General features: G+C 68.5%; 21 protein-coding genes and 1 tRNA gene. 13 read left to right on the top strand and 9 right to left on the bottom strand.

Annotation, left to right across the window (positions count from 1 at the left end; genetic code table 11):
* The first annotated feature begins 52 nt into the window (after positions 1-52).
* The 4 genes from ACZ1DY_RS37520 (at position 53) to ACZ1DY_RS37505 (ending at position 2,783) form a co-directional block, all read left to right on the top strand.
* Positions 53-126, top strand: a tRNA-Leu gene (locus tag ACZ1DY_RS37520).
* A gap of 63 nt (positions 127-189) precedes the next feature.
* The gene (locus tag ACZ1DY_RS37515) at positions 190-1,425 is read left to right on the top strand and encodes a sulfite oxidase (protein WP_465482480.1); all 1,236 of its coding nucleotides are present in this window, start codon (positions 190-192) and stop codon (positions 1,423-1,425) included.
* Positions 1,426-1,486: 61 nt separating this feature from the next.
* On the top strand, positions 1,487-1,906 hold the full coding sequence (locus ACZ1DY_RS37510) for a winged helix-turn-helix domain-containing protein (RefSeq protein WP_257484356.1): 420 nt from the start codon (positions 1,487-1,489) through the stop codon (positions 1,904-1,906).
* Positions 1,907-1,946: 40 nt separating this feature from the next.
* The gene (locus tag ACZ1DY_RS37505; protein WP_465482479.1) at positions 1,947-2,783 is read left to right on the top strand and encodes an alpha/beta fold hydrolase; all 837 of its coding nucleotides are present in this window, start codon (positions 1,947-1,949) and stop codon (positions 2,781-2,783) included.
* A gap of 16 nt (positions 2,784-2,799) precedes the next feature.
* Here ACZ1DY_RS37505 and ACZ1DY_RS37500 read toward each other — a convergent pair whose 3' ends face one another.
* Positions 2,800-3,447 (bottom strand): response regulator transcription factor, encoded by a 648-nt coding sequence (locus tag ACZ1DY_RS37500; RefSeq protein WP_192744119.1) that lies wholly within the window; start codon positions 3,445-3,447, stop codon positions 2,800-2,802.
* A 30-nt stretch (positions 3,448-3,477) separates the two neighbouring features.
* Positions 3,478-4,677 carry a sensor histidine kinase gene (locus tag ACZ1DY_RS37495; RefSeq protein ID WP_465482478.1) on the bottom strand — a complete coding sequence of 400 codons (1,200 nt, stop codon included), beginning with the start codon at positions 4,675-4,677 and terminating at the stop codon, positions 3,478-3,480.
* Between the two features lie 223 nt (positions 4,678-4,900).
* Between ACZ1DY_RS37495 and ACZ1DY_RS37490 the strand changes: the two genes are divergently transcribed.
* Positions 4,901-5,452, top strand: a complete 552-nt coding sequence (locus ACZ1DY_RS37490) for a DUF4190 domain-containing protein (RefSeq protein ID WP_465485760.1) — start codon at positions 4,901-4,903, stop codon at positions 5,450-5,452.
* Positions 5,453-5,529: 77 nt separating this feature from the next.
* Positions 5,530-6,657 (top strand): acyl-CoA dehydrogenase family protein, encoded by a 1,128-nt coding sequence (locus tag ACZ1DY_RS37485; RefSeq protein ID WP_465482477.1) that lies wholly within the window; start codon positions 5,530-5,532, stop codon positions 6,655-6,657.
* Between the two features lie 109 nt (positions 6,658-6,766).
* Here the strand turns inward: ACZ1DY_RS37485 and ACZ1DY_RS37480 are convergent, their stop codons facing one another.
* Positions 6,767-7,213, bottom strand: a complete 447-nt coding sequence (locus tag ACZ1DY_RS37480; protein WP_465482476.1) for a heavy metal-responsive transcriptional regulator — start codon at positions 7,211-7,213, stop codon at positions 6,767-6,769.
* A 129-nt stretch (positions 7,214-7,342) separates the two neighbouring features.
* On the opposite strand from ACZ1DY_RS37480, the gene ACZ1DY_RS37475 reads away from it, so the two are divergent.
* Both ACZ1DY_RS37475 and ACZ1DY_RS37470 read left to right on the top strand, forming a co-directional pair.
* Positions 7,343-8,140 carry a TIGR03084 family metal-binding protein gene (locus ACZ1DY_RS37475; RefSeq protein ID WP_126736495.1) on the top strand — a complete coding sequence of 266 codons (798 nt, stop codon included), beginning with the start codon at positions 7,343-7,345 and terminating at the stop codon, positions 8,138-8,140.
* Between the two features lie 97 nt (positions 8,141-8,237).
* Entirely contained in the window at positions 8,238-8,879 is a 642-nt protein-coding gene (locus tag ACZ1DY_RS37470) for a histidine phosphatase family protein (protein ID WP_465482475.1), read from the top strand.
* Here the strand turns inward: ACZ1DY_RS37470 and ACZ1DY_RS37465 are convergent.
* From ACZ1DY_RS37465 to ACZ1DY_RS37450, 4 genes are all read right to left on the bottom strand, one after another.
* Positions 8,876-10,081 carry a cytochrome P450 gene (locus ACZ1DY_RS37465; RefSeq protein ID WP_257484363.1) on the bottom strand — a complete coding sequence of 402 codons (1,206 nt, stop codon included), beginning with the start codon at positions 10,079-10,081 and terminating at the stop codon, positions 8,876-8,878. The genes ACZ1DY_RS37470 and ACZ1DY_RS37465 overlap by 4 nt on opposite strands.
* Positions 10,082-10,116: 35 nt before the next feature.
* Complete coding sequence (locus tag ACZ1DY_RS37460) at positions 10,117-10,821, bottom strand: TetR/AcrR family transcriptional regulator (RefSeq protein WP_126736427.1); 705 nt, start codon at positions 10,819-10,821, stop codon at positions 10,117-10,119.
* A 110-nt stretch (positions 10,822-10,931) separates the two neighbouring features.
* Complete coding sequence (locus ACZ1DY_RS37455; protein ID WP_257484364.1) at positions 10,932-11,879, bottom strand: CE1 family esterase; 948 nt, start codon at positions 11,877-11,879, stop codon at positions 10,932-10,934.
* Positions 11,880-12,024: 145 nt separating this feature from the next.
* Positions 12,025-13,266 carry a glycoside hydrolase family 3 N-terminal domain-containing protein gene (locus ACZ1DY_RS37450; RefSeq protein WP_465482474.1) on the bottom strand — a complete coding sequence of 414 codons (1,242 nt, stop codon included), beginning with the start codon at positions 13,264-13,266 and terminating at the stop codon, positions 12,025-12,027.
* Between the two features lie 258 nt (positions 13,267-13,524).
* On the opposite strand from ACZ1DY_RS37450, the gene ACZ1DY_RS37445 reads away from it, so the two are divergent.
* The 3 genes from ACZ1DY_RS37445 to ACZ1DY_RS37435 are packed head-to-tail and all read left to right on the top strand — an operon-like array spanning position 13,525 to position 14,971.
* On the top strand, positions 13,525-13,875 hold the full coding sequence (locus ACZ1DY_RS37445; RefSeq protein WP_126736424.1) for an ArsR/SmtB family transcription factor: 351 nt from the start codon (positions 13,525-13,527) through the stop codon (positions 13,873-13,875).
* 29 nt (positions 13,876-13,904) lie between these two features.
* Entirely contained in the window at positions 13,905-14,390 is a 486-nt protein-coding gene (locus tag ACZ1DY_RS37440) for an SRPBCC family protein (RefSeq protein WP_257484366.1), read from the top strand.
* A gap of 5 nt (positions 14,391-14,395) precedes the next feature.
* On the top strand, positions 14,396-14,971 hold the full coding sequence (locus ACZ1DY_RS37435; protein WP_465485759.1) for a TIGR03086 family metal-binding protein: 576 nt from the start codon (positions 14,396-14,398) through the stop codon (positions 14,969-14,971).
* Positions 14,972-14,977: 6 nt separating this feature from the next.
* On the opposite strand, the gene ACZ1DY_RS37430 is transcribed toward ACZ1DY_RS37435, so the two are convergent.
* Entirely contained in the window at positions 14,978-15,391 is a 414-nt protein-coding gene (locus ACZ1DY_RS37430) for a MerR family transcriptional regulator (RefSeq protein WP_257484368.1), read from the bottom strand.
* 67 nt (positions 15,392-15,458) lie between these two features.
* Between ACZ1DY_RS37430 and ACZ1DY_RS37425 the strand changes: the two genes are divergently transcribed.
* Together ACZ1DY_RS37425 and ACZ1DY_RS37420 are read left to right on the top strand one after the other, a co-directional pair.
* A complete protein-coding gene (locus ACZ1DY_RS37425; protein ID WP_465482473.1) occupies positions 15,459-16,553 on the top strand; it encodes an alkene reductase in 1,095 nt (364 codons plus the stop codon).
* Between the two features lie 28 nt (positions 16,554-16,581).
* Entirely contained in the window at positions 16,582-17,907 is a 1,326-nt protein-coding gene (locus ACZ1DY_RS37420; protein WP_465482472.1) for an amidase, read from the top strand.
* An 84-nt stretch (positions 17,908-17,991) separates the two neighbouring features.
* Here the strand turns inward: ACZ1DY_RS37420 and ACZ1DY_RS37415 are convergent, their stop codons facing one another.
* Positions 17,992-19,113 carry a cell division protein DivIVA gene (locus tag ACZ1DY_RS37415; protein WP_465482471.1) on the bottom strand — a complete coding sequence of 374 codons (1,122 nt, stop codon included), beginning with the start codon at positions 19,111-19,113 and terminating at the stop codon, positions 17,992-17,994.
* Positions 19,114-19,120 lie beyond the last annotated feature (7 nt).

Here is a 19,120-nt window from a genome sequence, read left to right as displayed (position 1 = left end):
AATATCGGCGTACTGAAGCCGCGCGCCAAAGGGCATCGCCTAGGCTGTCGGTGCCCCGGTAGCCCAACTGGCAGAGGCAGTCGACTTAAAATCGACACAGTGCGGGTTCGATCCCCGTCCGGGGCACAACCGGTTCCGCTCTGTGGACGTCCTGGTCCGCGCGGACCGACGCTGCCGACAATGATCCGCATGACCGGAATCGGCCTGACCGACGAAGCCACCTACGACCGCACTCGACTCACCCAGTGGTGTGAAGGAAATGGGGTTTCCAGGCGCGGTCTGCTTCGGCTCGCGGCGGGCGGCTCACTCGCGCTGACGGCTTTCGGTGCGCTTCCCGCTGGAACGGCGTCGGCGGCGTCGCCGATCGTGAAGCCCTTGCCGCCCGAGATCTTCGAGGTCTACGGCACCAACGCGGAGACGCGCTGGGAGGCACTGCGCGGCCAGGGCGAGTTGACCCCGGTCGAACGGTTCTTCGTGCGAAACCACACCGCCACACCGTCGATCGACGTCGGCACTTGGCGGCTGAAGCTGTTCGGGACCGGACTACGTGGAGGGCCGGTCGAGTTCAGCTACCGAGACCTGCTCGAATTGCCCGCGGAGACGATCACTTCCGCCATCGAATGCGCGGGCAACGGGCGGAGTTTCTTCACCAGCCAGCAAGGGCAGGCGGTGTCCGGCACGCCGTGGAAGCTCGGCGCGATCGGCGTCGCGCGCTGGCGTGGCGTCCGGCTTTCCACCGTGCTGGCCAAAGCGGGCCTGACGCGGCACGCGGTGGACGTCCTGCCGGAGGGGCTGGACGCCGACTACGTCACCGGCGGGGTGAACCTGGGGAAGGTGCGCCGCCCGCTCCCGGTCGCGAAGGCGTTGCAGGACGTTTTGCTGGCCTACGAGATGAACGGGCGTCCGCTCCCGCCGGATCACGGTCATCCGGTGCGGCTCGTCGTGCCGTCGTGGGCCGGGATCTCGTCGATCAAATGGCTGGGGCGTATCGAAGTCTCGGACACGCCACTGGTGTCGCCGTGGAACACGCAGTACTACCGGCTGCTCGGGCCGGACTATCCGGCGGAGGGTGCGCTCGTGACCCGGCAGGTGGTCAAGAGCGCGTTCGAACTGCCATGGAACGCCGAATTCGCGGCAGGCGGCAGGTATGTGCTGCGCGGCCGGTCGTGGTCGGGAAACGGGCGGATCCGGCGCGTCGAAGTCGACACCGGTGCCGGCTGGCGGAAGGCGAAGTTCGTGGGCGCGGCGGCCGATCGAGGCTGGCAACGCTGGGAGTTCCCTTGGCGCTCCGGCAATCCCGAGACCTACACCCTGCGGGCGCGGGCCACGGACATCACCGGTGCCACCCAGCCGGAGGTCACTCCGCACAACTCCCAGGGCTACCTGTTCGACGCCGTCGTCCGGCATCCGGTCCGGGTGGTGTGAGATGACGCGGTCGGTGGCGGTGAGAGGGGAACCCGCCGTCGAATTGACCTTGGAGTTACGGGTGAACACCGACCCGGAACAAGCCGCCGCGATCGCCGCGCGTCTGCTCGAGTCCTTTGAGGACACTGTCGGGGTGACCCTGACGACCAAGACCGTCCAAGCAGGCCAGGTCGTCGAATTCGCGCCACCGCTACGCATCGAACCCGGCTCGCGACGAGTGCTGATGCACGGCGAGGTACTGGAGTTCACCAGGCTCGAGTTCGACCTCCTGCTGTTCCTCGGCCGGAATCCGGACCGCGTCTTCGACCGGGTCACGCTGATGGAACAGGTCTGGGGCCTGACCGGCGGCAACGGGCGGACCGTGGACGTCCATGTCCGCAAGATCCGCGGGAAGCTGGAACCCGTGCTGACGCCGATCACGACGGTGCGCGGGGTCGGCTACCGGTTCGACGGGGCGGGCCAGGTGCTCATCGCGGACTGAGCCGTCATCCGGGCAAACCCGGGATGACAGGATACGAACCGTGACTCCGACTTACGTTTTCGTGCACGGTTCCAGCAGCGCCTCCTTCACCTGGGGCCCGCTGCAACGCGAGCTCGCGCTGCTCGGCCATCGCACCCTGGCCGTCGACCTTCCCGGACACGGCTTCGCCGCCGGTTTCCACGCCGCTTACCAGGCGCCGCAAGACCTCGAAGCGCTGGCCACGGCGCCGTCGAACCAGGCGGGCGTCACGCTGGCCGAGGCCGTCGAGCAGGTGGTGGCCGTCGTGCGCAAGGTCGCCGAGCACGGACCGGTCATCCTGGTCGGGCACAGCCGCGGCGGGCTCACGCTCACGGGGGTCGCGAACGCGGTCCCCGAACTGATCGACCGGATCGTCTACATCTCGGCATGGTGCTGCGTCGACGCGACGGTCGGCGAATACATGCAGGGACCCGAGTACGCGAGCAGTGCGCTCAACGACGTCGGCGGGGTCGTCGTCGCGAATCCCGCCGAGCTCGGCGCGCTCCGGATGAACTGGCGCACGGCCGATCCCGAGCTGCTGGCCGCGTTGAAGAACGCGATGCTCGAAGACGGCACCGAACAGGAGTTCTTCGCGTACCTCAACACCCTTGAGCCGGACGAGAGCCTCGACGCCGGAACCGAACTCGCCGTCGCCGCCGCCTGGGGCCGGATCCCGCGCACCTACATCAGGCTCACCGAGGACCGGTCGATGCCGCTCGCGCTGCAGGACCGGTTCATCAAGGAGGCGGACGCGCTCACCCCGGACAACCCGACCGACGTGCGGTCGCTCGCGAGCAGCCACGTCCGGTTCCTCATCCACCCGCAGGAGGCCGCCGCCGTCCTCGCCGGGCTCGCGTAGTTCGTCAAAGGGACCGTCAGGGAGCGACGAGCCCGGCTTCGTAGGCGAAGATCGTCAGCTGGACCCGGTTGGTCGCGTCGAGTTTCGCGAAGATCCGGGTGATGTGGGTCTTCACCGTCGCCTCGCTCAGGTGCAGGGCCGCGCCGATTTCGGCGTTGGTCCCGCCCCGCGCGACGGCGGTGACGATCTCCCGCTCGCGTTCGGTCAGGGTGCTCAGCCCGGTTCGCGCCCGATGACGGCGAGGGCTCGTCCTGGTCGCGACGAAGTGCCCGATGAGTTTCCGCGTCGTCCGCGGCGAGAGCATCGCCTCGCCCGCCGCGACCACCCGGACCGCATCGATGATCTCCTGCGGCGAACCTTCTTTCAGCAGGAATCCGCTGGCGCCGGCGCCGAGTGCGTCGAAAACGTATTCGTCGAGGTCGTAGGTGGTCAGCACGAGGACCTTCGGCGGATTGGGCAGCGCGGTGACGGCGGCCGTCGCGGTGAGGCCGTTCATCCGCCGCATCCGGATGTCCATCAGCACGACGTCGGGCGCGTGCATGGTCACCTTCGGCACGGCTTCGTCCCCGTCGCCCGCCTCCGCGACGACCTGGATGTCGCCCGTGCTGGACAGGATCATCGACAAACCGGTTCGTACGAGCGGGTCGTCGTCGACGAGCAGCACTCGCAGTGGGCGCTGGTTCACCCGGACAGGTTAGTGGTGTCCCCACGGTAGCCAAGCCCGGACGGCGAATGTGCCCTCGTCGGTGGGGCCGGCGCTGGCGTTCCCGCCGATCAGCGTGACCCGCTCGCCGATCCCGGTCAGCCCCGTGCCGGCACCGGGCGGCTTGCCCGCCGCGGCGGCCGCGGGCAGCGGATTGACGACCTCGACGGTGAGCCCGTTCCCGGGGCCTCCGCGCACCGAAACCTCGGCCGGCGCGCCCGGCGCGTGCTTCAGGATGTTGGTCAGCGACTCCTGGACGATCCGGTAGGCGGTCGTGCCGAGCAGCGCCGGCGCGCCGCCCGCGTCGTCGAGCAGGATCGTCACGTTGACGCCCAAGCCTGCCCGTCGCGCGTTGGCGACCAGCTCGGGAATGTCCGCCAGCGTCGGCTGCGGCGGCTCCGGATGGGATCCGTGCTCGCCGTTCTCACCGAAACCCTGGCCATCGCGCAGGACACCGATGACCTGCCGCAGATCTTCGAGCGATTGGCGGGCCGTCGTGCGGACGGTCTTCGCGGCTTCCGTCGTCGCGGGCCCCTTGCTGACCTCGAGCGCGCCGGCCTGCAGCGACAGCAGGGAAAGCCGGTGCCCGAGGACGTCGTGCATCTCGCGCGCGATGCGGGTGCGTTCCGCGCGGCGGGTCATTTCGGCGCGGAGCTCCGCTTCCTTGGCCTCGCGGATCGCGATCGTGCCCTGCATCCCGCGGACGACGCCGACGGTGAGCGGTACGGCCGTCATCACGACGGCGACCGTCAGCGTCCCCATCACCTGCACCGCGGACAGCTGTTTGCCGACGATCTGCCCGGCGATGGTCACATCGGGATGGCGGTTGGCGTCGCCGAACAACGCCCACGCCGTCGCGATGTAGACCAGCACGGATCCGGTCCACAGGAGACGGTCGCGGCGATGCGCGGCCAAAGCGGCGAGGGCGACCAACGCTGCCAGCGCGTCGGAGCGGAAGCAAAGCGGCGGAACCAAGGCGATGCCGAGGACGAGTTCCGGCCATTTGTGCCGCCAGCAGAGCATGACCGCCGCCGCGATCCCGGTGAAGAAACCGAGCGTGGACCACCACGTCGGGTCGAACTCTTTCGTCGCCGGAAGATAACCCTGGGCGCTGAAGACGAAAATGCTGCTGATCACGCACGCCGCGACCGCCACCACGGTGAGCACCACACCGAGCACACGCCTTGCCATGCGCTGAGCGTACGCAAGCAGGCCAGGCCGGCCACATCAGCGGAACCGATCCTTCGCAGCGCGCGAATTACGACTTTCGTCGTAACGGGTTCACGCGCCGAGGACGACGCGGCCGCGTCGCGATCACTGGTTGTATGCCGCCTCGTTCATCCCGTTGGAAAGGAAATCCCCCGTGACCCAGCAAACCCCCTACACGCCGGCCCCGCAAGCCCCCGCCAGCCCGATGCCGCCCCGCAACGGCATCGGTGTCACGGGCTTCGTCCTCGGCCTGGTGGGGCTGGTCTTCTCCCCGATCCCGTTCATCGGCGTCATCGCGTGGCCGCTGGTGATCCTCGGCCTGATCTTCTCGATCATCGGGCTGATCCGCGTCAAGAACGGCAAGGCCTCCAACAAGGGCCTCTCCATCACCGGTATCGCCCTGTCCGCGCTCGGGCTCGTGGTCTGCGTGGTGTGGATCTTCGTGTTCAACGCGGCTGTCGACGAGGTCAACAACGAAATCAACCGCACCGCGAAGGTCTCCTACGAAGTCACCGGTGACGCCACGAACGTCGAGGTCATCTACGGCGAGGTCCTGAACCCCACCACCGAGACCGTTCCGGCGCTGCCGTGGAACAAGGAAGTCGAGAACAAGGGCGTCTACAAGGGCGGGACGCTCACGGTGACCACCGGCGAGACCGGCGGATCCGTCACCTGCAAGATCACCGTCGACGGCGTGGTCGTTTCGACCAAGACCGCTTCGGGCGAATTCGCCATGGCCGCCTGCACCGGAGTGTGACGGCCGGACCGTGAAAGGCCTCCTTCGCCATTCTCGGGGTGGCGAGGAGGCCTTCGCGATTCCGGCATGATGCGGTCATGACCGAGCCCGTCCATCCGTTCGACCCGCCCGCCCACGAACGACACTGGATCGAAACCGTCACCGAACTGGCGAGGGACTTCGCCGCGAGTGCCGCCGAATTCGACGACACGGCCGAGCTGCCCATCGCCAACCTTCGTGCCTTGCACGCGACCGGCCTCGACAGGGCGACGTTGCCCGCGGAGCTCGGCGGCGAGGACCTCAGTTATCGGAGCTACGGCGAAATCGTCCGTATTCTCAGCGCCGCCTGTTCCTCCACCGCGTGTATCTGGGTGATGCACATCGGTGCCGCGGTCGGGTTGGCCCAGTTGTCCGCTCCCGACGTGGGCCGCTTCTACGCCGAAGAACTCATCACCGGCAAGCGGTTCGCCAACGCGCTTTCGGAACCGAGTAGCGGCAACATGTTCCTGATGCCGCAACAGACCGCGGAGCCTGCCGAAGGCGGATACCGGCTCACCGGCGCAAAACGGTTCGTTTCCGGCTGCGAGGCCGCCGACCACTTCCTGGTCAACGCGCTCGTCGACGGCGTGCCCACCTTCTTCGGCGTCTCGCCGGACGACACGATGACCTTCGTGCCCATCTGGGACACGATGGGCCTGCGCGCCAGCCGAAGCCAGCTCGTCTCCTTCGAAGGGACCCTGCTGCGGGAGGACCGCAGGTGCCCGCCTTCGGCCGAGCCGCGCCCGAATCACATCGCGGCCGGCCTCGCGTTCCTGTCGCTGGGGATCGCCGACGCGGCGGAGGAAGCTCTGATCGCGCACGCCCGGAGCCGCATCATCCCCGTGACCGGGCAGCCGCTCGCCGAAATGCAATGGCTGCAATTCGAAGCAGCGGACGTCCATGCCCGTCTCGAAGCCGCACGCGTGTACTCCCGGAACATGGCCTGGCTGGCGGATCGGAATTCGCCGGAGTTCATGCCCGCGACCATGACGGCGAAGGTGCTCGCGAACGACATCGCCCGCGATGTCGCCCAGCTGGCGCTGAAGGCGGGCGGCGGTTCGGGTTTCCTGCGCACGTCGCCGATCCAGCGGTTGTTCCGGGACGCGCAGGCCGGTGGCCTGATGGCCTATTCGGCCGAAGTCTGCAAAGACCGGATCGGGAGGACCGTGCTCCTGCCGCAGGACTGACCTCGGATGGCCGGCCGGGTGACGTCAAGCCCGGCCGGTCCCGCCGAAGCGGGTCAGCAGCAGCCGCTGCCGCAGCAGTCGCAATCGCACCAGTCGTCGTTCCGCATGATCATCCACCTCCTCCCTGGGGGGCACAGCCGGGCGGGCACCAGGCACCGGGAACCGGATCGGCGCAGTTCTCGCCGGACATCCCGGACAGCATGGAATTGAGTTCGGCGCGCAGTTCGCCGAGTCGCGCCATCTCCGCGTCGATTTCGGCGAGATGGCGTTCCAGCATGGTTTCGGCGGGTTCGCACGGGCATACGCCGGTGTCGCGCACGCTCAGCAGGTCACCGATCTCCGTCAGCGTCAGCCCGAGCCGCTGGGTGCCGCGGATGAACCGCAGCCGGTCGATGACGCCCTCGTCGTAGCGCCGGTGGGCACCGGTCGTCCGCGCGGGCGTGGGCAGCAGGCCGATGCGCTCGTAGTAGCGCACGGTGTCCGGCCGCACTCCGGCGCGGGAGGTCACCTCGGACATGGTCAACGCCGTCAGCGCCTTCGTCGCTTCGGTTCGCATGATGCGAGGGTAGAACTTGGACCCGGCTCCAGAATCAAGTCCGAAATCCGACGGGGCTCACGAAGAGAAGACGACGGCCGCGCGCGTCCGCATCATTCGAGAGGGTGGAAACGGCGAGAGGACGGCACGGTGACTGACTTCCGGAACGTGATCAGGGACCTCACCACGGAGGGTGAACAGGTCGACGCCCTGGTGGCCGGCCTCGACGACGCGGGATGGGATCTTCCGACGCCCGCGACGGGCTGGTCGGTCAAACACCAGATCGCGCATCTCGCGTTCATCTTCAAGATCGCCGGATTGTCCGCGGCCGAGCCGCGGGCCTTCGCCGAACTCGCGAAGTCGTCGATGGCGCGCGGGTTCGACGCCGCCGTCAACGCGGCCCTCGACGACTACCTCGGCGACCCCAACGAGGTCCTGCTGAGCCGCTGGCGTGCCGAACGCGACGCCGGTATCAAGGCGCTCGCCGCGGTCCCGGCGGACCAGGTCGTCCCGTGGCTCGTCAACCCGCTGCCGCCGGCCATCCTCGCCTGCGCCGGGATGATGGAACTGTTCGCGCACGGCCAGGACGTCGCGGACGCGCTGGGAGTGCGGCCGGAGCGGACGGACCGGCTCGCGTACCTCGTCGGCTTCGCCGTCCGGGTGCGGGACTTCGGCTACGAGGCGCGCGGCCTGACCCCGCCGGAGCAGGAGTTCCGGTTCGAGATCACCTCGCCGTCCGGGCAGCTGTGGACGTTCGGCCCCGAGGACTCGCCGGAGCGGATCACCGGGAGCGCCGAGGACTTCTGTCTCCTGGTCACGCGGCGCCGTCACCGCGACGACCTCGACGTCCGCGCCGAGGGCGCGCTGGCGGATCAGTGGCTGGACATCGCGCAGGCGTACCGAGGCCCGGCGGGCGAGGGGCGTTCGCCGGGACAGTTCGGCCGTTGAGAGTCCCGCCGCTTCCGCGGTGGATAGGGCATCTTGGAAGTCGCGATCAAGTCCGCTCGGTGCGATCGTCGACGCACAGGGGGTCTAGGAGGCGATCGTGACACGAGTGTGGCTGATCAGGCATGGGGAAAGCGAGTCCAACGCGGGACTTCCCGGCGGGGAGCCGGGGACTTCGGCGCTGACCGAACTCGGCAGGCGGCAAGCCCTCGAAATCGCGGAATCGCTGGCCGAACCGCCTCGGTTGATCGTGACGTCGCCGTTCCTGCGGGCGCGGCAGACCGCCGAGCCGACGATCGAGCGGTTCCCCGGCGCGGAGCGTGAGGAGTGGCCTGTCCAGGAGTTCACCTTCCTCGGCGAACTCCATGGACAGGTCACCACCACAGCCACCCGTAAGCCGTACACGGAGGCCTACTGGTCCCGTGCGGATCCGCACCACGCGGTGAACGGCGCGGAATCCTTCGCGGCGCTCTTCACCCGGACCCAGGAATTCCTGGCGCGACTGGGAGAACGCGAACCCGGGCCGATCGCGGTCTTCACGCACGGGCTCTTCATCCGCGCGGTCATGTGGTCCTTACTGACCGGGATCACCACGCCGGACAGCGAGGCCATGCGCGGATTCCGCACGTTCGCCGACACCTACCTCGTGCCGAACGGCAACATCACCGAACTGCGGTACACACCCGGGAAGCGAGCGCCACGAGTGGTGGTCCCGCTCGCCTCCCGGTACGCGGACCGTTAGGGCTTCAGCAACAGCTGGAGCTTGTTCACCCCGGTCATGTTCGGGCTCGGGATGAACGACGGCGGAGCGGCCGGATCGGTGCGCAGATCCGGGAAGCGGTCCAGCAGGATGTTGAGCGCCGTCTTGCCTTCCAGCCTGGCGAGCGGGGCGCCGATGCAGAAATGGATCCCGCGGCCGAAGGCCAGGTGCGGGTTGTGCGCCCTCGCCGGATCGAAGGTGCCGGGATCGGTGAACGTCCGCGGATCCCGGTTCGCCGCCGCGACCCAGATAGCGACCATGCTGTCCGGCGGGATCGTCTGGCCGCCCAGTTCGACCTCGGTCGTCGTGGCGCGGGCGACGAGTGCGAACGGGCTGAGGAAACGCAGCGATTCCTCGATGGCGGCGGGCAGCAGCGCCCGGTCCTCGCGGACGCGCCGGTACTCGTCCGGATGGGAATCCAGGCACAGCACCGTGTTCCCGAGCAGCATCGTGGTGGTGATGTGCCCGGCGAGCAGCAGCACGTTCGCGAAGTTGACGACTTCGTTCTGCGTGAGTTTCGCGCCGTCGACCTCGGCTTCGACGAGTTTGGTCAGCAGGTCCTCGCGCGGGTTCCGCCGCCGGTCGTCGACATGCCCGGAAAGGTAGTTCACCAGGTTCTTCACCTGTGCGGCCGTTTCCTCGGCCGCCTTCTTGTCCTCCTCGGTCTGCTTGATCAGGGACCGCTGCTGGCTGTTCCGCAGCAACGTGTCGACCCATTCCTTGAACAGGTCGCGGTCGCTCGCCGGGATGCCGAGCAGTTCGGCGATGACGATCACCGGCAGCGGGTAGGCCAGATGGGTCACCAGTTCCATCGAGTCCGCGCCGTCGACGGCGTCGAGGAGTTCGTTCGTCAGCGCGGCGATCCGCGGTTCGAGATCCGCCACCACCTTCGGGGTGAAGGCGTGGCTCACGAGCGTGCGCAACTTCTTGTGATCCGGCGGGTCCATCTGGAGCAGGTTGCCCTCGACGAACAGGTCCTTGTCCGGTGAGAGCTCCTCGGGGATCAGCCGGGTGGTGTCGGAGGAGAACACCTTGGGGTCACTCAGGGTCTTCAGCGCCTCGGCGTGGCCGTAGACGTTCCACATACCCGTCTCGGGGTCGAAACGGACCGGGTCGGCCGGGAATTCACCCCGAAGCCAGAACTGGCCTTCGTGGACGCCCCAGCTTTCGGCGATCGTGGTCATGACTTGCCCCCTTCTTCGGTGGTGGAGAGCCCGGATCAAGCGGGCTCTTCGGGGCCGTCCTTCCGGTAGATCCAGGCGCGATAGGACGAGATCAGCTCCTGGAACGCCTGGCTCACTTCGGCCGCGGTGGCGGCCACGTTCGCCGTGGACGGCGGCTCCGGCGGCTCGAGCGCCGTCCGGATGATGTGCGCGAGAGCGTCGGCCTTTTCTTCGGGTTCGAGGCCGGCGCCGTCGGTGGTGAAGCTGTCCATCAGGTAGAACCCCAGCGCCGAGGCGCGCAGGGAAAAGAGCAGGTGCGGGATGTCGTCGCGCAGCAGGCCCCGGTCCGTCATCGTCTTCAGGTACCGCTCGGTCACGACCGTGTCCTGATCCTGCAGAGGATGTTTCTTCAACCGGCCCAGCAGTTCGGTGTTGCCGGTGATGAGCGCGCCGAGCAACGGGTTCTGCTGGGTGTAGAGGAAGACAGCCCGATGGAACCGATGCGGGATGACTTCCGCCGGGTCTTCGTCCAGCCGGGCGAGGAGGTTCTCGGCGGCCCGGAGGGATTCACGCAGGAGCAACGCGTGGAAGAGGGTTTCCTTGGTGGGCCAGTGCAGGTAGATCGTGCCCTTCCCGATGCCCGCCTGGCTCGCGATGTCCTCGATGGTCACCTTGCGATAGCCCAGCCGCGACAGCAGGACGCCGGCCGCGTCGAGGATGCGATCGGCGCGGCCGGCGGTGCGGTCCGGACGTTCTGCCACGTGCGCTCCCAGCTCTCTCTGACTTTGTGACCAGATTTGCTCATCTGGTCATCCGGTCAGTTCGACGGTAGCGCCGGGTGTGCCGGTCCGGCAAGGGAATCGACGAGTTCTTAACGCAGACGGTGGGCGAGCAAGAACTTCCAGATGACCGGAGTCGCGTCGATGACGGTCGGAGTGGCGGAGTCGTTGTTCGGCGCGGTGCTCGGCCAGACGTGCCCGGCGCCTTCGATCCGGTAGTGCTGCAGCGAGCAACCGAGCCAGCGCTGAACGGTGACGTCGGTTTGCGGCGAATACCGGATCGGGTGCGGGAAGCAGCCGTTCCGGTCCGCCCACGCGGCGAGCCAGTCCGGCAGCGCCGGCAGACCCTTGGCGGGATTCCCGGTGTAAGGGATCGTCGCGTCGGCCGTTCCGTGGAAATCGAGAATCGGCGCGGGACGCGACGGATGGCATTCGCCGCCTTGCGGGTAGAACGCGCCGGCGACGGGTGCGAACGCGGCTATCCGGCCCGGCATCCGGCAGGCGAGGACGCCGACGAACCCGCCGCCGTTCGACTTGCCCGTCGCGTAGATCCGGCGGGGGTCGACGCACAGTTCGCGCTGGAGCGTGTTCAGCAGATCACTGGTGAAGAGCACGTCGTCGGCGGCCGCCGAATACGGCGCGCCGGTCCATGCCGATTCACCGTCCGTCCCGGGAAGTCCTTGCGGATAGACGGAAATCGCGTCATAAGCCGAGAATCCGGATAGTTCCTCCTGATATTTCGACGTGCGTTTGTGGCCATGGAACGACAACACCAGCGGGTACGACCGCGACGGCCGGTACCGAGCCGGAACGTGCACCGTGTACTCGCGGACCAAGCCGCCGGACGTCAGCGTCCGCAGCGTCGTCGTCCCGGCGGGAACCGGGGATGGACGCTGGCAGCCGGTCGTCCGCACCGGATGATCGATCGCCGATGGCACTGCTGGCACCGCTGACGCCGCCGGGACGGCGAACAGGCTCAGTCCGGCAGCGGCGGCGGCCGCCAGCGCGAGACGACGCAGGTATTTCGTGGGACCAGGCACGCGATCCTCCTTGATCGGGCGGCAGGGCGGTGATCAGGGTCACTCCTGCCGTCGGCCTGGTCAGCATTGTGTTCATTGAGTTTTCGGACCGCTTCGCACGTCACCCTGGGATCGGCTCGCCGAGGACCCGCGGGTGTCCGGCCGGTCAGCCGCAGGCGCGTTTCGCCGCGAGCACTCGCGTCAAGGCCTCGTCGACCCGGGCGGCCGGCAGGTCGCCGGACGCGAGCGCTTGCTCCAGGGTGGCCAGCACCGTCCCGACGTTGCCGCCGGAGGACCACAGCGCTTGATCCGCTCCCGCCTGCAGGGCCTTGAGCACGGCTGTCTGGAGCGGGTACTGCGCTGTGATCGCCTTCATCGCCCCGAGATCATCCGTGATCACCGGGCCGTTGAACGCGTAGTCCTTCCGCAGCAGCCGGTACGCCGGTGCCGACAGGGTCGACGGCGTGCCGGCGGTCAGGTCGGGGACGTCCAGGTGCCCGACCATGACACCGATCTCACCGTACTCGCCGATGTCGCGGTACGGCACCAGGTCGACCTTGCGCAGCGAGGCCAGCGGCGGCGTTCGTACCAGCCCCTTGTGGGAATCGCCGGTGGCATGCCCGTGTCCGGGGAAGTGCTTCAGCACCGGCTGCACCCCGGCGTCCCGCAGGCCCTGCGCGAACGCCAGGACGTACTTGCGCGCGACCTCCGGGTTCGCGCTGAACGATCGGTCGCCGACGATGTCGCGGTCCGGCTGGTCGGTGATGTCGGCGTCGGGCGCGTAGTCGACGGTGACGCCGCGGGCTCGCATCTGCCGTCCTCGCTCGGCCGCCTTCGCCCGTACCTGCGCCGGAGTCAGTGTCGAGGCCATCTTCCGGGCGCTCGGCATTTCGCCGTCGAGGGCGTCGATCCGCTGGACGCGGCCGCCTTCCTCGTCGATCGCGACCGACACCGGGACCTTCGCGGCGCGCTGCACCTCGTCCAGCGCGTGGTTCCGCAGCAGGGCCGTCTCGTTGCCGCCGAGGAAGATCCCGCCGACCTGCTGATCCCGCACCAGCTTCACCGCCGCCTGAGGGTCACCGGCGTTCACGCCGACCACCACCAGCTGGGCCAGCCGCTGCCGAGGGCTCATCCCGGCGATGACGGCTTCACAGCCTGGAACGGGTGCCTGCTCCGCCCTCGGTGACGGCGAGGGCGCGGGCCTGCTGGAGGCGGGTTGGCTTGAAGCGGCGCTGCCGCGAGGCGGAGGTACGGTGCCCGCCGGTTGCGCGGATCCGGCCTCGTCGTTCGCCGTACCGCATTGCACGCTGGTGGCCAGGACAGCGGCGGCTCCCAGGATGACGGCCGCCCATCGCTTCGTCGTCTTCGGTCGCCCGGAGTTCATCGGCTCGTTTCGTTCGTCGTCCATGCCGGTGCCGACGGTAACCCCAGTTGCCCTTTCGTACGCGCTCGCGTGCCCCTTTGGTGCGTGGCCGCGCCGGGCCGAACTTTTGGCCACACCTCCTTTCCGATCGTGTTCCCTCTGGTCAAACCGATGTTCGTGCTTGACAACTCGATCTGCTCCGCCGTAGATTACCACATGGTTATGGAACCGCAAGGTTATCGATCGTGAGAACTGGAACTCGTGAGAAACGGCTCGGATGATGGAACGGAAAGGCGGGCGACCGTGACACAGGATCTGCTCGATGTCACCTTCGCGGCACTCGCCGACCCCACCCGCCGCGCGATCCTCGCGCGGCTCGCGCGCGGCGAGGCCACGGTGACGGAGCTGGCCGAACCCTTCGCGATGAGCCAGCCCGCCATCTCCAAGCACCTGAAGGTGCTGGAGCGGGCGGGGCTGGTGGCAAGGGGGCGTGACGCCCAGCGCCGCCCCTGCCGGCTGGTGGCCCAGCCGCTGAAGAACGCGAACGAATGGCTCGGCGGCTACCGCCGCCACTGGGACGCGGCCTTCACGGAGCTGGATCTCGTCCTCGACGAGGAGATGCGGCACCCGGAACGCCGGCACGAGACCGATTGACCACCGCACGAGCGGAAAGGAACAGCACGATGGGACGAACTCTCAGCGTGACGAAATCCGGCGATCTCGAGATCGTCATGACGAGGTCCTTCGACGCGCCGAGGGCATTGGTGTTCGACGCGTGGACCAAACCGGAGCTGGTGCGCCGCTGGTTCGGCCCGCGCGGCTGCGAGGTCGTCGAATGCGAGATCGACCTGCGGGTCGGTGGCAGATGGCGGTATCGGCTGCGCCACGGCGGTGGAATGGAGATGCTGCTGCAGGGCGTCTACCAGGAGATCGACCGCCCGGAACGGCTCGTCTCCCTCGAGACGAACGAGGATTGTGAGGCGTCGGAAGGCCAGGCCTTGTCGACGCTGACCTTGGTCGAACATGAAGGGGTCACCGCACTGACCCAGGTGGTGCGGTACGGCTCGAAGCGGATCCGGGACGCCGTGCTCGAATCCGGGATGGAGCGGGGCGTCGGCGAGGGCTTCGACAAGCTGGCCGAGTTCCTGACAGCTCCGGTGGGGGCGTGAACACGATGACCGCCATCGCGGACCGATATCGCGTCCGGGCCGACGCTTTCGAGAGCAAGGTCGCCGCCGTCCGGGCCGGGCAGTGGGAGAGCGGATCTCCGTGTGAAGAGTGGAACGCCAGGGATGTCGTCGGGCACATCGTCGACATGCACGGCGCGATGCTGCGCCCCTTCGGGCGTGACCTCGGGCCGGCGCCGTCGCTCCTGGACGACCCGCTGGGCGCCTTCCGCGCCGCGCGGGCCGATGTCGAAGCCGTCCTCGCCGATCCCGTGCTCGCGGCCACGGAACACGAGACACCGATGGGGAAGATGACCGCGGAGCAGCACATCGACCAGGTCGTCAGTGCCGACATGGTGATCCACGGCTGGGACCTGGCCCGGGCCACCGGGCAGGACGACACGATCGATCCGGAGGAGGTCGCCCGGATGTGGCCTGCGGCGCAGGCGATCCCCGATCAGATGAGGATCCCCGGAGCGTTCGGGCCCGGCATCGTCGTCTTCGGTCCCGAAGTGAAAGTGCCCGAAGACGCGCCCCTGCAGGACAGGCTGCTCGGGCTGATGGGCCGGGACCCGAACGCCTGACATCGGTCAGACGTGGATCCCGCGGTGTCGCCGGACGGGCCGGGAAGGAACCGGGACCTCGGCGGTATCGGTTCCCTTGGCCGCTGCCAGGACACGTTCCAGAACCGACAGAGAGGTGGTGAGCAAAGAGATCTGGTTCTGGATCCGAGTCTTGGCGATCTCCAGTTCGCCGGCCATCTCCGGCGAGGGCACCAAATGCGTGTGGTCCCCGGAAACACTGGGAAGGAGTTCCGCGATTTTGCCGCTGCACAGCCCGGCCGAATAGAAGAGCTGGATCTGCAGGACCCGCGCGATGTCGTCTTCGGTGAAGGTCCGGTAGCCGTTGCCGCAGCGAGCGGGAGTCAGCAGGCCTTCCGTTTCGTAGTACCGCAACGAGCGGACACTCACCCCGGTTCGCTTCGCCAGTTCACCGATCCGCATGGGTCCACAGTAGCCGCGGGAACCGAGGTTGACCGTGACGTCGGTGTCAGGGTTTAGCTTCGCGTTCATGAGGTTGCTCGAAGCATTCAGCGGTACCGCGCTCCAGTTGCCGAACCGGATGGCGATGGCCCCGATGACCAGGGGACGCGCGGACGATGTCACCGGCGTGCCGCATCCACGGACGGCCGAGTATTACGCGCAACGCGCGAGCGCCGGTTTGATCGTGAGTGAAGGCGTCTGGGTGAACCGGACCGGCAAAAGCGGCCCGGGTATTCCAGGGTTGGCGACGGAGCAGCAGGCCGAGGCATGGCGCGCGGTGACGGCGGCCGTGCATGAGGAAGGCGGTCGCATCTTCGCGCAGCTCTGGCACGCGGGCCGGGTCTCCCATCCCGGTGTGATGGGCCGGACGCCGGTGGCGCCGTCGGCGGTCCGGCAGGCCGGTCGGATCTTCTCGGCCGCAGGCTGGACGGATACGGTCGAGCCTCGTGCGCTCGGCGAGAACGAGATCGGCGAGGTCGTCCAGGACTTCGCCGCGGCGGCCCGGCGGGCCATCGCGGCGGGGTTCGACGGTGTGGAGCTCCACGGTGCAAACGGCTATCTCATCCAGGAGTTCCTCGCCCGCAACACCAACCGGAGAGAGGACCGATACGGCGGTTCGGTCGCCGCCCGGCTCCGCTTCCCGCTCGAGGTGGTGGCGGCCGTGGTCCGGCAGATCGGTGCCGCCAGGGTCGGCTTGCGGATCTCGCCCGGAAACCCGGAGAACGACATCTCGGAAGACGATTGGAAGGAGGTGTACCCACAACTGATCGCGGAACTACGCCGGTACGAGCTCGCATACCTGCACGTCATCGACACTCCCGACGCCGAGGTGCTGTCGTACCTGCGGCCGTTGTGGCCGGGGACGCTCATCGCGAACCTGCGGTCCGAGGAGCCGACCACCCAGGACGAGGGTGAGTCCTTGATCGAGTCCGGGCTGGCCGACGTGGTCGCCTTCGGCAGGTTGTTCATCGCGAACCCGGATCTGCCCGCCCGTTTCGCTCTCGGTGCCCCGCTGGCTCGGGCGCACCGTGACGTCTACTACGGCGCCAGGCTCGACGGCTACACCGACTTCCCGGCGTTCGAAGCAGACCCGGCGAAGTTCGCCTGTTCGGCGCGCAGCTGATCTTCGCCGCCCGCTCTACAGTGCTGGGATGGTCAAGACGGCAGTGGAGATCGCGGCGGCTGTGCGTGCCAAGGAACTCGATCCGGTGCAGGTGACGCGTGAGGCACTGGCCAGGATCGCGGCGGCGGACGGGGTGGTCGGCGCGTTCCGCCGGGTGAGGACCGAGGAGGCGCTCGCCGAGGCGGCCGCCGTCGCCGAACGTCCGGACCTGGCGGACCTGCCCTTGGCCGGGGTGCCGGTCGCGGTCAAGGACGTCGCGCCGGTCCAGGGTGAGTACGCCTCGTGGGGGTCGCGTGCGGGTTCGTCGACTCTGTCCACAGAGGACGGTGAGATAGCCCGGCGGTTGCGCGCGGCCGGAGCGGTGATCGTCGGTCTGACCCGGGTGCCGGAGTTGTGCATCTGGCCGTCGAGTGACGATCCGGACGGGACAGCGCGCAACCCGCGAAATCCGTCCTATGCCGCCGGCGGTTCGTCGGGCGGGAGCGCCGCCGCGGTCGCGGCCGGGCTGGTGCCCATCGCGCACGGCACGGACGGGCTGGGGTCGATCCGGCTGCCGTCCGCGATGTGCGGGATCGTCGGTCTCAAACCGGGTAAGGGCGTGGTCCGGGTACCGGGGGAGGACGGCTGGTTCGGCCTGTCCACGCACGGTCCGATGACGACCACCGTGGCCGACGCCGCCGCGCTGATGTCGGTCCTCGCCGAGGAGCCAGGGCTGGCGGATCTCGCCGTCCCAAAGCCGTCCCGCATCGCCCTGTCGACTCAGGTCCCGTTGACGAGGGCACCGCTGCCGCGCGCGTTCAGCCGGGCCGTCACGCGAGCCGGAGAGCTGTTCCGCGCGGCTGGGCACACCGTCGCGCCGGGTACGCCCCGATACAGCGCCGGAGCGATCGGCGGGCTCCTGGCGCGCTGGGTCGCGGGCCCGGCCGAGCAGGCGGCCGAGTTCGATCTCGCCGCGCTCCAGCCCCGGACACGGACCCACGTGCGGCTTGGGCGACTGATGGCCGAACGCGTCCGGGAGAGCACCCGGGAGCGCTGGCTGGAGCGTGCCGAAGAGTTCTTCGCCGACCACGATGTCCTGGTCACGCCCATGATCGCGACACTCCCGCTCAAGGCCCGCATTTGGCATGAAAGCCGTTGGATCGCCAACGTGCTGCCGTCCGTGCGAGTGGCGGGTTTCGCGGGACTGTGGAACCTCGCGGGCTATCCGGCGATGTCCGTGCCGGTCGGCGTGCATCCTTCGGGCATTCCGGCCTGCGTCCAGCTCGTCGCCGCGCCCGGTGGGGAAGCCCTCCTCCTGGGGCTCGCCGCTCAGCTCGAAGCGGCCAACCCATGGCCGCGCACCACCGCCTCCTGACAGCTCCCGGAAGAGAGCAAGGGACCTTTGCTGTCACTCTCCAAAAGAGAGCGATAGCAAAGGTCCCTTGCTACTTCGCGCTGGTCAGGAGCCGGTTTTTGCCGGTGAAGGCTTCTGGCCGTTCGCCTTCGGGCCGTTCTGCTCGCCCTGTCCGTTCTTCGGCGCAGCGGCGGCAGGCGCCGGAGAAGCGGGCTTGGCGGGAGAAGGTTTGGCGGCGGCCGGAGCGGCGGCCTTCGAGGCGGGCGGCTCGGCGGGCTTGCCCGCGGGCTTCTTCTCCTCGGCCTTGCTGTCGCCGCCGACGAGCTTCGAAGCGTGCGGGATCACCGACTCCTCGGGCAGCGCCGCGAGCATCGCCTCGCTGCCCTTCAGGACCTCGTCGGCCTGCATGAGGCTCTTGCGGGCCTGCTCGCGGATCTCCGCCAGGCGCTCGACCTTCCGTTGGGCGGCGGTCGTGCGCTGGGCGGCGGTCGTCGTGGCCTCGTCGAGCCGGCGCTTGGCTTCGGCCGTCGCCTCGTCGATGCGGCGCTTCGCCTCGGCGGTGGCCTCGGCGATCCGGCGCTCGGCCTGGTTCTTGCTGGCCGTCTGCTGGTCGGCGATGTGCTTCTCGTGCGCGGCGCGCTGAGCCGCGATCGTCTGATCGAATTCGCGCTCGATCTTCCGGCGCTTGCGCTCGGCCTCGTTGTCCAGCAGTTCCCGGCGCTGGGCGGCCTCGACGGTCAGCCGCTGGACCTCGGCCCGCGTCTCGGCGAGCGCGGACTCGTGCTCCGAGTGCAGCGCGTCCGCCTGCTTGTCCAGCTCGGCGACGAGCCGCGTGTAGCGCTCACGGAGCTTCTTCGAGGCCTCGCTCGACGACGCCCAATGCTTCTCGGCGGCGACCTCGGCACGTTTCGTGATCTCTTCCGCACGCGCCTGCGCGAGCGTGACGGTGCGCTGCATCCGCTCGTCGAGGTCTTCGAGCCGCTCCGGCGGTTTCTTCAGCTCCTCGATCCTGGCGTTCAGCTTCGCCACCTCGTGGCGGACGGTTTCGAGTTCGCGCGTGGCCGAGGTCGCCTGCGCGATCGCGGCGTCGCGGTCGGTGATCACGCGATGCAGCTGGGCTTCGAGATGATCCAGATACTGGCGCACTTCGTTCCGGTCGAAGCCGTGCCAGGCCTGGGTGTACTCGCGCCGCAGGGGCAACAGGCCGTTGTCTCGCTCGGGAACCATGGCCACG

Source organism: Amycolatopsis sp. PSD-21 (genome assembly GCF_055561455.1).
The sequence above is the reverse complement of the archived record's forward strand: the minus strand, read 5'-3'. Positions and strand labels throughout refer to the sequence as shown.